Origin of the sequence: Lederbergia galactosidilytica, assembly GCF_017873565.1 — a bacterium.
Taxonomy (GTDB): Bacteria; Bacillota; Bacilli; order Bacillales; family Bacillaceae_C; genus Lederbergia; species Lederbergia galactosidilytica.
Genome location: NZ_JAGGKH010000014.1, coordinates 1 through 14,718, shown reverse-complemented (window position 1 = coordinate 14,718; position 14,718 = coordinate 1). Strand labels below are relative to the sequence as shown.

Annotated in this window: 13 protein-coding genes; 2 read left to right on the top strand and 11 right to left on the bottom strand. The window is 38.0% G+C overall.

From position 1 onward, the window contains the following. Nucleotides 1–121: 121 nt before the first annotated feature. The 4 genes from J2Z23_RS14655 to J2Z23_RS14640 form a co-directional block, all read right to left on the bottom strand. Nucleotides 122–481: a hypothetical protein gene (locus J2Z23_RS14655; RefSeq protein WP_057987946.1), complete on the bottom strand. Its 360-nt coding sequence runs from the start codon at nt 479–481 to the stop codon at nt 122–124. 2 nt (nt 482–483) lie between these two features. Beyond that, a complete protein-coding gene (locus J2Z23_RS14650) occupies nt 484–1,161 on the bottom strand; it encodes an ABC transporter ATP-binding protein (RefSeq protein ID WP_057987944.1) in 678 nt (225 codons plus the stop codon). A gap of 226 nt (nt 1,162–1,387) precedes the next feature. After that, the gene (locus J2Z23_RS14645) at nt 1,388–2,455 is read right to left on the bottom strand and encodes a sensor histidine kinase (RefSeq protein ID WP_064468479.1); all 1,068 of its coding nucleotides are present in this window, start codon (nt 2,453–2,455) and stop codon (nt 1,388–1,390) included. Next, the gene (locus tag J2Z23_RS14640) at nt 2,452–3,156 is read right to left on the bottom strand and encodes a response regulator transcription factor (protein ID WP_082881390.1); all 705 of its coding nucleotides are present in this window, start codon (nt 3,154–3,156) and stop codon (nt 2,452–2,454) included. The genes J2Z23_RS14645 and J2Z23_RS14640 overlap by 4 nt, the downstream gene beginning before the upstream one ends. A 437-nt stretch (nt 3,157–3,593) precedes the next feature. Between J2Z23_RS14640 and J2Z23_RS14635 the strand changes: the two genes are divergently transcribed. Then, on the top strand, nt 3,594–4,436 hold the full coding sequence (locus J2Z23_RS14635) for an aldo/keto reductase (protein WP_057989018.1): 843 nt from the start codon (nt 3,594–3,596) through the stop codon (nt 4,434–4,436). Between the two features lie 61 nt (nt 4,437–4,497). On the opposite strand, the gene J2Z23_RS14630 is transcribed toward J2Z23_RS14635, so the two are convergent. The 3 genes from J2Z23_RS14630 to J2Z23_RS14620 form a co-directional block, all read right to left on the bottom strand. Next, nucleotides 4,498–5,676, bottom strand: a complete 1,179-nt coding sequence (locus J2Z23_RS14630; protein ID WP_057989023.1) for a Gfo/Idh/MocA family protein — start codon at nt 5,674–5,676, stop codon at nt 4,498–4,500. A gap of 293 nt (nt 5,677–5,969) precedes the next feature. Beyond that, nucleotides 5,970–6,110 carry an aspartyl-phosphate phosphatase Spo0E family protein gene (locus J2Z23_RS14625; RefSeq protein ID WP_274380128.1) on the bottom strand — a complete coding sequence of 47 codons (141 nt, stop codon included), beginning with the start codon at nt 6,108–6,110 and terminating at the stop codon, nt 5,970–5,972. A gap of 506 nt (nt 6,111–6,616) precedes the next feature. Continuing rightward, nucleotides 6,617–7,309: an AIM24 family protein gene (locus tag J2Z23_RS14620; protein WP_057982930.1), complete on the bottom strand. Its 693-nt coding sequence runs from the start codon at nt 7,307–7,309 to the stop codon at nt 6,617–6,619. 479 nt (nt 7,310–7,788) lie between these two features. Here J2Z23_RS14620 and J2Z23_RS14615 point away from each other — a divergent pair, with 479 nt between their 5' ends. Continuing rightward, nucleotides 7,789–9,273: an MDR family MFS transporter gene (locus J2Z23_RS14615; protein WP_057982928.1), complete on the top strand. Its 1,485-nt coding sequence runs from the start codon at nt 7,789–7,791 to the stop codon at nt 9,271–9,273. A 399-nt stretch (nt 9,274–9,672) separates the two neighbouring features. Here the strand turns inward: J2Z23_RS14615 and J2Z23_RS14610 are convergent, their stop codons facing one another. The 4 genes from J2Z23_RS14610 to J2Z23_RS14595 all read right to left on the bottom strand — a co-directional run bounded on the left by J2Z23_RS14610 (nt 9,673) and on the right by J2Z23_RS14595 (nt 14,304). Next, nucleotides 9,673–10,251, bottom strand: coding sequence for a hypothetical protein (locus J2Z23_RS14610; RefSeq protein ID WP_057982927.1), 579 nt, complete (start codon nt 10,249–10,251; stop codon nt 9,673–9,675). Nucleotides 10,252–10,749: 498 nt separating this feature from the next. Continuing rightward, nucleotides 10,750–11,379 carry a sortase gene (locus tag J2Z23_RS14605; RefSeq protein WP_057982925.1) on the bottom strand — a complete coding sequence of 210 codons (630 nt, stop codon included), beginning with the start codon at nt 11,377–11,379 and terminating at the stop codon, nt 10,750–10,752. A gap of 278 nt (nt 11,380–11,657) precedes the next feature. Next, nucleotides 11,658–13,118 carry an alkaline phosphatase gene (locus J2Z23_RS14600; RefSeq protein ID WP_238482792.1) on the bottom strand — a complete coding sequence of 487 codons (1,461 nt, stop codon included), beginning with the start codon at nt 13,116–13,118 and terminating at the stop codon, nt 11,658–11,660. Nucleotides 13,119–13,404: 286 nt separating this feature from the next. Next, nucleotides 13,405–14,304, bottom strand: coding sequence for a DMT family transporter (locus tag J2Z23_RS14595; RefSeq protein WP_057982920.1), 900 nt, complete (start codon nt 14,302–14,304; stop codon nt 13,405–13,407). Between the last annotated feature and the right edge of the window lie 414 nt (nt 14,305–14,718).

The following is a 14,718-nucleotide window of genomic DNA, read 5'->3' as shown; positions in this document are numbered from 1 at the left end:
CTCTTTAGCTAGCGTTCTAACTGTCTCCCTTCATTTAACAAAAGACCATACGTTCAATTAACTCGATGTCATCATCGTATTAACGCTTTTCTTTTATGAACTTCTGTGGGGCACAATAGCATTAGCGCTTCACCAAATGTACCGGAACCCCGAATCCTTCACTTTGAGAAAGCAAGTTGCTGATAGCTTCACGTTCAGATTTTAAATCATAACTTACTAAGATGAGTCCTCGTTCCCGATCATCTGGACATGGTTTGCCCACTTCCACTTTAATTCCATCTCCAAGCTCCTCTATTTCCTTGGCAAATTTTTCGTGATTAGCCAAAGCAGTTGTAGCCTCTGCGACGGTCGGCAGCTTGTCGCAAGATGGGTGCGTATCTTTGGGAAAAGTCGTGATCCAACCATTTATAATGACTAACACTCCTACTATCAGTAGTAAACTAACAATAATACTGATCGTAATCTTGGAAGTTGATTTCATAATTATCCCCCTCGTTTAGTAACTTTTGTAATCGAATTAGTTTTAGAACCGACCTGGTGCAAGATACCACATGATTCAATCATTTCAGCATCATGTGTTGATACAATCACTGTCCGTCCTCGTACTGCGAAGTCCGTAAGCAGTTCGATAACCTTACGCCGATTCGTTGCATCGAGCGAGGCTGTTGGCTCATCGACAAACAAGATGTCAGCATCTTTATAGATGGCACGAGCCAAGGCAAGTCGTTGTTTTTCTCCACCGCTTAGGTGCCCGGCTAACTCCTTCTCCCTACCTTTAAGTCCGGTTTTTTCAAGCGATTGGGTCAGCCGTTCCTTGTTTCCTATGACACGCCTTCCAAAAACACTCGTTTGCATTGTGATATTAAAGGCAACTGATTCCCCATCCATAATGCCATAATCCTGCAATACGAATGCCACGTGATCTCGCCAAAATCTTCTTCTTGCTGCGGAGCCATATTTTGTAACATCGTTCTTGTTAATCAAGATGCTTCCCTTACTCACCGGAAGCAACAATCCGAGACAATGTAGAAGTGTAGTTTTTCCAGATCCACTAGCGCCAATAAGAGCTGTCATAATACCTGGCTTGCAGCTTACTGACTCACCTTCAAATACAATCCGACCACCAATTTTCACTGAAATGTCTTGAGCTTCAATGATCATTTGCACCATCCGCCTGATTTGACATCTTTTGGAGACATAACTAGTCTCGTAAACTGCTCTTTGATTTGATTCCAGAACTTCATTTCCTTCTTATATAGACGATATTTCACTTGCTTCTTACCTCCTAATATCAATAATGTCTCTTCAGGAACAACCAATTTCAATTACGTAGTATAGGGTAAAAAAATAAACACCATTGGAATGGTGTCTTAACAGAACCTTAATTTTAATAAGGAAATAAAATTTTGATCTTCGTGCCTTTATTCGGTTCACTTTCAACCGTAACCTGTCCTCCTTGTTTTTCTACAAACTGCTTAGCAATCGACATTCCTAGCCCTGACCCGAGATGAGACTTGTCTGTCGTTGTCCCTCGATAATACTGATTAAATAACTGTTGGATTGCTTTATCATCTATTCCGATGCCATCATCTATAATTTCTATTAGAGTCGAATTTTCTGTAGTTTCGATCAAAACAGTTATGATTGTTTCCGGAGGATTATGATAAATAGCGTTCATAATGAAATTTTCTAATGCTCTCTTTAATAATGTTGAGTCAAAAGTTAATAAAACCCTGTCTTTATTTTTTACATCTAAATAAATAGGATAGTCATTGGCTAGCGGATATTGCTGAATATCTTCCATTACATCTTTTACAAATGCACTCAGATCTGTAGTGCGTAAATCCAACGGGATCTGCATTTTATCAAACTCATAGACAACACTTAAATCATCAATTAACTGCTCCATATATAAAGATTTTTCCTCAATAATTCTAGCAAATTCCTTAATCTCTTCTTCATCCCATTTATGTTCGGAATGGAGCATGGCTGCATAACCTTTAATATATGATAATGGTGTTTTTAAGTCATGTGTCACTCCTGAAGTCCAGTTCTTCCTTGTTTCCTCAAGTTCTTTTCGTTCCCTCTCCGCCACATTAAGTTGATAGGTTAAACGATCAAGCTTCGACTTAAGTTCCAAAAATGGACCGAACCTCCATTTATTTAAGGTAAAATTCTTTGTTTCTTCAGGCTTTTCAAAGGTCCCAAGTGATAATTGATCAATCCAGCGGATAAAAAAGAAAAGGGGTCTCCTAATTTGGCGATCGATCACAAGGCCAATTAGAATAAGCATTCCAAAAAATAATAGGGAAAATAAGAGATATGTCACTAATCCATTCGTTTCTAAAGGAATGTTCAATAAGTTAAGGACAGAAAATCCGGTAATAAAAAAGATAGCCCCGATCGTTAAAAAAATAATGAATAATAGTAATGAAATTTTCGTTTCTAATTTCATTGGGAACCCCTTTGATTTTCAAGCATATAGCCTAATCCTCTGACATTTTTTAAATACTGCGGATGTTTAGGGTCTTTTTCAATTTTTTGACGTAGTCGTCTAATATGGACCATGACCGTGTTTTCCTTCCCGACCATACTATAGTCTCCCCAAACATTTTCATATAGTTGATCTACACTAAAGACCTGATTAGGGTGCTGGCACAAAAATTTAAGTAATTGGAATTCCTTAGCTGGGCATTTTATTTCTTTCCCATCTACCATTAGTTTTGCTTGATCATAGTACAAAACAAAGTTATCTGTTTGAAAGACCTTTGATCTTTCTGGCATTGTTCTTCTTTGTCGATGTAAAATAGCCTTAATACGGGCGGCGACTTCGAGTGGATTAAAAGGTTTTGTTATATAATCATCTCCACCCATAGAGAAACCGGTTAATTTGTCAATATCAGTCGTACGGGCAGTCAAAAAAATAATCGGAACATCCGATATTTCTCTAATTTCCTGACATAAGTTAAAACCATCTGTATCAGGTAGCATGACATCGAGCAATATCAAATCAATTCTGTGTTCATTAAGCCTCTTTAAAGCTTCAGAACCGGTTTCGGCTTGATATATCTCTCGGAAACCCTCCTTATCTAACAAACGTTTTAGCATTTTAATTAATCCTCGTTCATCTTCTATAATGAGTATACTGTCGTTCACGCTTGCCCTCCTTGTCTAGTCATCTTTCATTTGGGAATATTATTCCGTTCGATTGATTGCGCAACTTCGGAGAAGAATTGCTCAAGTTCTCCTTTAAATTGCGCAACCTATCATGGGGATTGCGTTTGTTTTCACTTTTATGCGCAACATTGAAACCTTATTGCGCAACCTATCTTCTATTGGCTCTACCTAAATTAAGGATTTCTATTGCCTACATGGTAACAAAACTTTGTTCATTAAGCTATGTCCAATAGCCATGTGTTTATCCATGGGGACAATGGGAAAATTATATTTTTATTATTTATTAGTAGCGCAAACTGGGACATATTGTTGGATGCCTGAATAATTCGCTCGTCACAGCTTTACTGAGCTTTCCCTTATGAAATCACTCCACATCTATGGTAGTCTTAAACTACTAATAGAAAGGAGTGTTTGATATGAGCCAATCTATTCCAGAGATCACTCTACATGATGGACTTACACTACCAGTTATCGGTTTGGGGACGTATAATTTGAGAGGTTCGGAAGGAGTTCGCGCGATCCAGAGTGCGATTGATCTTGGTTACCGCTTGATTGACAGCGCCTACAATTATGAGAATGAGGGGACCGTAGGGGAAGCTGTTCGCCGTAGTGCAATTTCAAGAGAAGAACTGCGGATCACCTCTAAACTGCCTGGTCGTTATCATACATACGATAGTGCAGTGAAAGCCATCCAAGAATCCTTATACCGCGCCCAATTGGATTATTATGATTTGTATCTGATTCACTGGCCCAATCCACAAAAGGATCAGTATGTAGAAGCATGGCAAGCATTAATTGATGCACAAAAATGGGGATTTATTCGTTCGATCGGAGTTTCTAATTTTTTACCTGATCATATCGAAAGATTGGAACAGCAAACAGGTGTGAAGCCTTCGATCAATCAAATTGAGTTGCACCCTTTCTTTAATCAGGAAGAACAGAGATTTTGGCATCAAGAAAACGGCATTCACACAGAATCATGGAGCCCATTAGCACGGGTAAGAGAAATTATGGACAATCCCGTATTACAAAGGATCGCAGACCAGCACAATAAAACAGTTTCACAAGTGATCTTACGATGGCATTACCAACTGGGAACTATCCCAATACCAAAATCTGCCTCTTCGAACAGACAATTGGAGAATATCTCCATTTTTGACTTTGTCCTTTCTGAAGACGAGATGAAGCAAATTGCCGCACTTACTCGGCAAGATGGAAGATTAAATGGTCAAGATCCCGCTGTTTATGAGGAAAACTAGCTGCTTTTTTAAATGTAGCGTGAAAAAAGGCGATTTGCTAGGACAAATCGCCTTTTTTCTTCTATTCTACTTTTACAGTTTTTCCTTGTTGACTCCATTTTATATTCAACTCTGAGGGTAAGCTCCACTTTTCGAAGCAATCGATCCATGTTTCAGCTAATCCCTCAACTGAGACAAGTTTCTCACTTTCGTTATATTGAATGAAAGCTGGAGGAAATTCGGGAATTTCTGGAACAGATTGATGCATCGCTTGAATCGCTTTCGCATGTGGGGTCGCCGCTTCAATTCCACAAAGGATCTCATGGTCCCCACGCAATATGGCTTGCACACATACTTCTAGTTTTGCTAACGTATGTGATGGATCTTTATAGCTTTGCTTTTTCCCATTATCCCACTCTACGACGATTTCACTAGATTCTTTATCCTGGTCAAAGCTTATGGTAGCCCTTTCAAATTCTAATACATATGTTGGACCTTTTGATTCCTTGACCGCATGGGATGCTAAATATAATACATCGATATTTTCCTCTGTTTTAATCTGGACGGCACATGTATCAAACGTTTCAATGTCATTCGCCTTATAGAGCTCTGCCTTCAACTCGGCGATCGAGGCACTTTGATCAGTCGCTTTTCCTGCCAAATAAAGCATATGATGTAAATGATGAGCTGTCGCATTACTGGCGATGCTATCAAGAATCACTTCACCATTTGGGCTATGCTTTTTCCCTGCCCATGCTGAGCGATTATAATAATCTTGATCACGGGGCCATAATGTAAGACTTTTAAATCTCTTCGCTTGCCCAAATTCCCCTGCTAAAATTTGCTTTTTTAATTGTTGTACTGAATCGGTGAAAGACCAATTAAACCCGACTGCCAAAAATCGGCCCGTTTCTTCCGCTGTCTCCCTCATCTTTTGAATATCAGCTAAGTTTGTTGAAATCGGTTTTTCACATAAGACATCGCTTCCATGATTCATAGCCAAACAAGAATGCTCCTTATGTAAATGAATCGGTGTAGAAATAATTGCCAGATCAGCTTTATTTTCTTCATAAAACTTTTCTAAAGACTGGTAGATTGGTATTTTCATTTCCTGAAGTTCTTGATAGTATTTTGACCTTTCAGGTGAGATATCCACAACCCCCGCTAAAACCATTTGTTCATTTTCTTCTTGTAACAGTTCCCGTAAATACACATGGCCATACCCACTTGCTCCAACTAACACAATCGAAATCTTTCTCATAATCAAAAAACTCCTCCTTTCTTTATATTCTACTATAAATTATTCATTGTTTTACCAGATATTTCCCCTTTTTGTAAAATTCTCTAATTTTATAGACTACTAGCTTTCCGTTTGGATTATGCTTTGATTGAAACCTATCATGGTAGGTATTATGAAGTAGTGAGGCTTATAAAATAACGCGAAGTGAGCGAAGCCACTTTGTTTTGCATAAAAATATCTTCAATCATTTTGCTTATCATTTTTATTGACAGAAATCAATTCATGAAGCTCCGCCCTTTTCATTGAAGAAGGATTTAGATCGATGAATCGTTTTTATTTCGTTTGGACTGTAAATCATTTAAAAGCTCGTCCAACATTTGAGAGATGATTAATATCTCTGGATCATGTGGATCCCTTTCATATTTTTCATACATTTTCCTTCTTAATATTTCTATTTCATCCTTTAATTTATTAATAAAAATACCCCCACTTCATTATAAATTAATCTAGCGAAATGGAAATTCAGTTTTAAAGACATATATACTGCATAGTACTATTCTACTAATTTCATTTGTTTTAATCTATTATTTACAGTACTTTTTATCCGATTTAAATTCAAAAGTCATAATATCTCTGAACAGGGGAGAATTAGGGGAGAATTTTTAAGGATGTTGTTTTAAAGCAAATCCATGCTTTTTAACTAACTAAAAAGACGTAAAGTAAATGGTTAAGGCATAGCCAAAGGGGCACATATTAGATAAGGAAGCTTTTTAAGTGTAAAGAAGTTTTAAAAGCAATTAGGAATAAACCTTTAGCGGACCGACTGTTTTCGTGCATTTTTTAGATGTATATCAGGTAAATTTTTGCTTAATCTCATATTTCAACTAAGGAAGGAAGGGAACGATTACACCAAAAAGAACAAGTATATACGCCCCCGTAGATTATTTTAATAGTCATTTCCTTAGCTATTTGAGTTCATCCATACCTCTTCATATGGTTGGACAACGACAAATCCCTCGCCTTCAAATTTCATTTGAATCGATTCACCGCTTCCTCTTCCTAAGAAGGTTTTAAGTGTAATATCTGTTTGAATTGTCGGTTGTAAACTCCCTGACCAAGCAACGGTCGCATTTGGATCCGTGATTACTGGCTCTCCAGGTGTAACCCTTATTGTTAGTGGCTCATAATGAGTCGTAATCGCGATCATGCCTGTCCCTTCGCAGCGGATATTGAATAAGCCTCCAGCCATCATCCCGGCAACCCGTTTCATTAATTTAATATCCCATTTTACACTTGGTTCAAAAGCTAATAGGTCGTTTCCATTTACAAAAATAACATCATTTTGTAGGTGCAAAATAATCACCTTTTTCCCTGTATCTGCCAGATACAACTTTCCTTGACCAGTCGCTTTCATTAAAGAAGCTCCTTCGCCTGTGAATGCTTTTTTGAATGTTTTGCCAAGTCCATGTTCTAATAGGCCCTCACGTTCAAACTTAATCTGTCCCTCATAGGCAACCATGGAGCCCGATTTAGCCCATACTTGTTTTTCAAGATTCACTTCTAAAAGCCGAGGAGTTTCCAGTTCGAATAATCCTTCGCCTTTCTCTTCCTGCTCTGTTTGTTTTAGAAATTCTTCAATTGAATATTTCGTCATTATCCTCACAACCTTTCTTTATCTTGTATATACGAAGAATGAACGGTTTAGTTTCAAAAACTGCTTAGTGAGGACTTTTTATCGATAGCTTAAAATCATTCCAATATTTTCCAAGGGGCTTGCGACCGTTATTTTTTAAAACTTCATTGTTTCAGTGATCCACAACTTTTCTCTTCTCGACCAGGTTTCTCATAAAAAAGCTCTTGCTATTCTAAAAAAGAGATGTTACGATTACTCTATCTTTTTACGGAGGCGTTTCTCAAATGACATTCTTTCATTTCGATTTCTAACCTAATTGAATAGGGAAATCACTCTACTTGTGTGTAGAGAAGTTGGGATGAGTTTGTCTAAAAAAGGTGAATACAGGGAAACTTTTCGTTTAGTTTAAGTCGAACGATATATATTTTCATAATAGGCACTCCTTCCGTCTGCTTCGAACACAAGTATTTGTTCAAAATTTAGATTGAAGGAGTTTTTTAATGGAAAAAAATAATCAAGCAAAGAAATATGAATACCTAGTAGATGATCCTAATGTAAAAACATTGCCCATCATGCTTTCACTGATCATTGGTGCCTTTTTTGCGATTTTAAATGAAACATTACTAAATATTGCTTTAACAACCTTAATGAAGGAATTTGGTATTACTTTACCAACTGTCCAGTGGATGGCAACTGGTTTTATGTTGGTAATGGGTGTTGTCATTCCGATCTCCGCTTTATTATTACAATGGTTTACAACGAGACAACTGTTTCTAGGTACTATGATCATTTTCACGATTGGTACAGCAATCAGCGCGATCGCTACATCCTTTCCTATTTTACTAGTTGGACGATTAACTCAAGCCGTAGGAACAGGATTATTAATGCCAATCATTTTTAATGTATTTTTATTAATTTATCCACCTCATAAGCGTGGAAAAATCATGGGGCTCGTCGGTCTTGTGATGATGTTTGCGCCTGCTATTGGACCGACTTTATCAGGTGTAATTGTTGAATATTTAGGTTGGCGCTATTTATTCATTACGGTTCTTCCTTTTGCCATTTTTTCCATTGCCTTTGCCTATAAATTCTTAATCAATGTGTCAGAGGTGACGAAACCTAAAATTGATTTCTTCTCTATCCTGTTTTCAACGATTGGCTTTGGTGCGATTATTTATGGTTTCAGTGCAGTCGGGGAAAGTGAAGCTGGATTCGCGAATCCGCTTGTGTATAGTTTCATAATCGTCGGGATCATTGGCATTATTCTTTTTGCATGGCGGCAATTAAAATTAGAGGAACCTGTAATGGATTTACGGGTTTTCAAGTATCCTATGTATACACATGCCGTTATTATGTTCCTAATCATTATTATGTCGATGTTTGCTTCTGAGATTATTTTGCCGATCTATATGCAAGGTCCTTTAGCTCTAACAGCCGCTACAGCTGGTTTAATTCTTTTACCAGGAAGTATTTTAAATGGAATAATGTCTCCGTTTATGGGCGCTTTGTTTGATAAATTTGGTCCTCGTCTCCTTATGATTCCCGCGACGATTGTTCTAAGCGGGACGATGTTTATGATGAGCAGACTAACAACTGATACCCCTTTATGGGTTGTCATTCTGGGCTATATTTTGCTGATGCTATCTGTTTCAGCCATTATGATGCCAGCAGAGACAAACGGTCTGAATCAACTGCCTAAGCAGCTATACCCACACGGAACGGCTGTCATGTCTACCTTACAGCCTGTCGGTGGTGCTATTGGAGTTTCTGTTTTTATCAGTATTATGAATGCGAAACAACTTCACTTTTTACAAAATGCAGCAAACCCGAAGGATCCCGCTACCATCAATCAAGCTATGGTAACGGGGGTAGAACTTGTCTATTTTATTGCTTTTGCGATGTCCATCGTAGCTGTTCTTTTGGCATTCATTGTATACCGAGCAAAACCAGCGGATACAACAAATGAAATTCAAAAAGAAGGATAAGGTGAAACTTCATTCAGTGGAGACTTTTTTTCATCTTCTACTGAAAAAGTAAGGATCAAGTGGATGAACAGCTAAATTCGCGCCCTCCTGGCGCAACGCTGTTCTGACCAACGTCCTGTTGACAAGGTCAAATCGCGACATCCTGTCACTTCCCTTGCACTTCCTCGTACGTCGTAACACCTTTGTAACCTGCGTCATGCAGGCCTGATCCCATCGCGCTTTTGACTTTCAGTTGACCCTCATTTATAATTCTTGTTTTCTCTCGAATTCTTAAGGTGGGGGTCTTACTACCAGTTAATGCGAGATAAAGAAGAACGGACTCTGACCATTTCTCGATCAGAGTCCGTTCTTTTATATTTCCCTGTATTCTTATTATAATAGTTTTTTAATAATTGCAAGTTACATATCTATAGTAATAAATGGAACAGATTTAACTATTTTTTCATTCATTTCTTGATTAGGATAATCGCTTAATTGTCCCTGATAGATTAGTTTGAGTTCCGGTATTTCTAGAAAATCATTCGGTGCTACTAATGATATAGGTCGGTCAAACTGAAAGATATTGCACTCTTTCAGTACATATGCAACAAATTGAGAACAAAAGAAAGCATTTCTCCTATTAATTGGCTTACGAAGCATAACTCCTACTAGTCCAAATAAGTTGTAACGATACTCTTCCTCCCGCGCTTCAATATCTCGGATAAATCGATTCATTCTTGCCCACTGCTCTTCCGTTACAACCAAGGAATAAATGGCACAACCCGCTTGCCTAAATAAATTCTCTTTTATGTCTTCTTTGGCAAAACCCGCCACAAAAGGATTGCTTGCTGTTTTTCTACCAAAACTATAAACTTCGGATAAATTTATATCAAAACCTATTGATGCGTGATTATAAGGTTGTTTTGTGTAAAATTTTATTAATCTATTAAGAACAGTGCCCGTATCTGTTAATAGAATATAGACATTTTTCCTCCCCATAGTATCCCCCCTGTCTTCTCTATAAATAGGTATAATCATTATACGACAAAATCGCTTTAATAGTTCCATCAAAACCAAATTAGGTCCCTCTATTTTTAGATTTTTATTTCAAAGATAGAGAATTGTATCTAAAGGGGGGAATTAGATTTTCGTTTTCCCGAATGGTACAGTGGAGAGAGCTAAGATTATTACGAAGTAACAGGCAGAAAACCTTCTAATGTAGGACTTGAGGGGGAACAAGGATGGTAGGCGGGAATAGAAAGAGAGGCTGGGACAAAAGTGTTTACGCTTAAGTAAAGTCCGAACTATTAGTGTGAAAATAACCCACTCCGGAAATATACTTCGCTTTCCTCAGGCGAGTGTCAATCCTCCTCAGGCTTCGCCTTCCGGGGTCTTGTCGAACTCTTACTTCCCGCAGGAGTCTACGTATATTTCCTTCGCTAAGGTAATGCAATATTCGCTTTTGAGGATTAGCATTTTAATTATGTCCCAGCCTCGTTACTTTATCTCTTTTTGATCGATCAGTTCTGCTTGAACAATATATCGGTCTGGGGCTAGACCGATATAATCGAAAGGATAGCAAGTTGTAAGTGTGAGTGTCGGATTTTCCTTTTCTACAAGGATAGATTGGTCCTGAGCATCAGTAATCCATGTTTTTCGAATCTGGTATGTGTATTTCAATTGATCCATCATTACATATAGTCGGTCTCCTTCAGAAAGCTGATCAAGACCTTGAAAAGTCGTGTCTCGATGCCCAGCAATTGCGGTATGACGCTTTTCAAAAGGCGTACTTGTAAAAGCAGTATCATACATGCCAATTCCCAGCTTTAATGTATTGGCACTTGTTCCCCAAAATAATGGATATACCGTTCCTAATTTTGGAATAACAAACTCACCTACCTGCTGGCCTTCCTCATAATCTTGAGCTACTTTCTTGGCAGTCTCAACTCCTTCTGTTTCCGCAAAGAGAAGTGCCGGTTCTTTGGTCGTTTGCTCCCACTGTTTATCAATTGATTTGGCTAGTTCAGGGTCCTTTATGATAACGGTTGATTGTTGCCAAAATTGAAATCCATTCCAGCCAACTACTCCTAGCCCTATTATAATGAGGAGAATAGCAATTCTTTTCATTTCATTCATCACCCTTTTATGTCAAAGCATAGGAATAGCTACCTTGAAGTACACGTTCAAAAAGATGGATAAAATGGACTAAGTCGACGACTATTTTGATTTAAATTGCAATCGTCCAACACTAGAACATCTATTACGTTGAAAGTTCGAGAGCGAACTTGCGTATGTTGTACTGACCTAGGACATGGCGATATTAGTCGTAGATCATATATCTTGCAGTGTCATTTTTACCGGATCTTTTTGAACATCTCTTAAAAAATAAGGGGACCTCTCTCCTATTAATGGACCGTTTTATTGCGGTACAGTAACCATCCACCCACCGCTAAAATGAAGAATCCTCCAAAGATACTAGCTGGATAATTTGTCGCTGTATCGGCTAATTCTGCACCTTCACTAGATGATGCGCCAAGAATTTGGAAGAGGTTTTTCGCATTATCAGTGTTGTCAATTTTTCCGGCAAACATTTCAGCGCCAGGTCCATAAGCATAAACCGGCACATCCTCGCCAGTGTGACCTCCAGTTGTCCAACCTGTACCAGACCTTTCATCAAAGATATGTTCAATCGCATTATCTACCTCAGTAAAGAGATCTTCCTTTGAAGCATTATCAATAGCCGCTTGTACAGATTTTACTTCTTCTTCCGTGACATCAAAATCGATATTTTCGGTTAAGACCGTTTGAATATCTTCTTCCTTTTCTACGATCAAACGAGTCATATAATCAGGTGTATGCTTGGCTGCTTTAATGACATCAACATCCCAAAATCCTACATCATTCGCTCCAATCGAAAGGCCACCAGTAGAGTGATCCGCTGTTGCAACGACTAAAGTATGTTGATCCTCTTTGGCAAATTCAATGGCTTTATTAAAAGCTTTTTCAAAATCCTCCATCTCACTCATAGCCCCAACAATATCATTATCATGTCCAGCCCAATCAATTTGACTTCCTTCTATCATTAGAAAAAAGCCATTTTCATTTTTGCTTAACACGTCAATTGCTTTAGTTGTCATTTGCTCTAAAGATGGTTGTTCTTGTGGACGATCGATTGCTTTTTCTAACCCAATAGGTGCAAATAAACCTAAAATTTGTTCACCATCAGCCTTTAAAAGTTCATCCGTTGTTTTAACATATTGATAGCCATCTTTTTCAAAATCTTGAGCAAGATTACGATCTTTTCTCTCAAAGTAATCTATGCCACCACCGAGCAAAACATCTACTTTATGTTTTCCGTTCACTAAGTCATCAAAATAATCATCGGCAATTTCACTATAATTTTTTCGGGAATGCTCATGTGAAGCATAAGCAGCTGGTGTAGCATGATTGATTTCGGAAGTTGCTACTAAACCTGTTGATTTTCCCTTTGCTTTCGCCACTTCAAGGACAGTCTCAGTATCCTCTTGTTCTAGATCAACCGCAATTGCTCCATTATAAGTTTTTATACCAGATGACATCGAAGTAGCTGCTGCCGCAGAATCGGTAATATTTTCTTTTTCATCATCTTGTTTTCCATCATAAAATGGATCTGCCGAATAGACAGATTGCATACCTACTAGATAAGGATCAAACCCAGTGTCCTCCATTTCCACAGTACTTTGGTCATCTTTAAGGTAACGATATGCCGTCGTATAAGATGGTCCCATCCCATCTCCTATCATAAAGATAACATTTTTAATTTGGTTGTTTTTTTCCTGTGTTTCCGCGGAGACAGGAGACGTTCCTAGCGTCGTCCCGATCAACATAGTTGATAATAAAGCAATCGATAATCCTTTGTTCAATTGTACCCCTCCCGAAATCATTTATTTTCTAGCATCTTAAGCATAAACCTCTAACGTAAAACACGTATTAAAGGAATATGAAGGTTTATAAAGATTCCATTAATAGATATTAATATGAGAAGGAATCTCAACTTTTCGCTCACTTAAAGTAAAGAATCCCCCATCAAATGGAGGATTCTCAAAATTCTATCTTAATAGACTTCTAATCTCAGACACTGATTCTGAATCATAGTTTTCAAGTTAACTGAATCTAGCCCTCATACTTATATTTGACTCGTTTTCTTTGTTTTATCAAAAAGAAAAAGACTCCCAATAGTACAAGTAGACCGCCAAGGATTTGCCATTCGGTTATTTGTTCTTTTAATAAAATGGCTGCTAATATTGTAGCACCAACTGGTTCACCTAAAATCGTCATCGAAATCGTAGTAGAATTCACATAGTTCAATAACCAATTATAGATCAAATGAGCCAACGTGGGGAAAATGGCCAACAAGAAGAAAATGCCCCATTCTTTCCGCGGATAATCTACTAATGGGATACCTGCCATTACATTGTAGAGTGCAAGAAATAAACCAGCGATCAGAAAAACACTAAAGCTATAGACCCAATGCGAAAATTTCTTAACTACATTCTGACCAATTAGTAAATAACATACAACAGCGATCACACATAAAAATGATAGAACATCCCCAATCAAGGCCATTTTTCCCACAGTAATATCGCCCCATCCTACCATCACGACTCCAACAAATGCAATCATCATCATTAGTATCGTGGAACCTGCTACTCGTTCTTTATATAGTAGAAAACCACCGATTAAGGCGACAAGAGGCTGCAAGGCTAAAATAATCGTGGAACTTGCTACTGTTGTTAATTTTAGCGAGCCAAACCAAAGAGCAAAATGCAACGCGAGAAACAGGCCAGAACATACAAGCAGTAGCCAATCTTTTCTAGATAACTTTTGAAATTCAGCTCTTTTCTTCCATACAATCGGCACTAAAAGCGCACTCGCCATTAACATTCGGTACATGCTTAGAATCGTGGAAGGAGCACTAGACCATTTCACAAAAATCGCCGCAAAAGATATGGCGATAATAGAAATGACCAGTGGAAATATAATAGACGGTGTTGTTTGATTCGTTTGTTTCATCTTTTCCTCCTAAAGCCGTTCATTCTATTAAATCATTCCACTAGTTTAATTCGTGAGGCCAGTGAAATCAACCATTCCGAAAGGTTTTTTTCAAAATCATGGGAGTATGCTCACAACCTAAGCATATAAAAAGAAAGTAAAATCCCTTGTACATAAGGTGGTGTGAGCGAAGCCTCTTCGGTTTCTTGAATGAAGCATACTTCCCATTTTTTTACTCACTATATGATAGGTTGAAATCCTTTCGCGTAGCTCCGCCCCTTTTCCACAAAAGCAAACATGAAGAAATTTCCCAAAACTTAAGCATGTAAAAAGAAAAAGCAAAATCCCTTGTACATAAGGTGGTGTGAGCGAAGCCTCTTCGGTTTCTTGAATGAAGCATACTTCCCATTTTTTTACTCACTATATGATAGGTTG

What these genes read in the sequence shown, in the direction of transcription:
- J2Z23_RS14655 (WP_057987946.1), bottom strand. Translation starts at nt 481, where the DNA reads ATGAAATCAACTTCCAAGATTACGATCAGTATTATTGTTAGTTTACTA.
- J2Z23_RS14650 (WP_057987944.1), bottom strand. Translation starts at nt 1,161, where the DNA reads ATGATCATTGAAGCTCAAGACATTTCAGTGAAAATTGGTGGTCGGATT.
- J2Z23_RS14645 (WP_064468479.1), bottom strand. Translation starts at nt 2,455, where the DNA reads ATGAAATTAGAAACGAAAATTTCATTACTATTATTCATTATTTTTTTA.
- J2Z23_RS14635 (WP_057989018.1), top strand. Translation starts at nt 3,594, where the DNA reads ATGAGCCAATCTATTCCAGAGATCACTCTACATGATGGACTTACACTA.
- J2Z23_RS14630 (WP_057989023.1), bottom strand. Translation starts at nt 5,676, where the DNA reads ATGAGAAAGATTTCGATTGTGTTAGTTGGAGCAAGTGGGTATGGCCAT.
- J2Z23_RS14620 (WP_057982930.1), bottom strand. Translation starts at nt 7,309, where the DNA reads ATGACGAAATATTCAATTGAAGAATTTCTAAAACAAACAGAGCAGGAA.
- J2Z23_RS14615 (WP_057982928.1), top strand. Translation starts at nt 7,789, where the DNA reads ATGGAAAAAAATAATCAAGCAAAGAAATATGAATACCTAGTAGATGAT.
- J2Z23_RS14610 (WP_057982927.1), bottom strand. Translation starts at nt 10,251, where the DNA reads ATGGGGAGGAAAAATGTCTATATTCTATTAACAGATACGGGCACTGTT.
- J2Z23_RS14605 (WP_057982925.1), bottom strand. Translation starts at nt 11,379, where the DNA reads ATGAAAAGAATTGCTATTCTCCTCATTATAATAGGGCTAGGAGTAGTT.
- J2Z23_RS14600 (WP_238482792.1), bottom strand. Translation starts at nt 13,118, where the DNA reads ATGTTGATCGGGACGACGCTAGGAACGTCTCCTGTCTCCGCGGAAACA.
- J2Z23_RS14595 (WP_057982920.1), bottom strand. Translation starts at nt 14,304, where the DNA reads ATGAAACAAACGAATCAAACAACACCGTCTATTATATTTCCACTGGTC.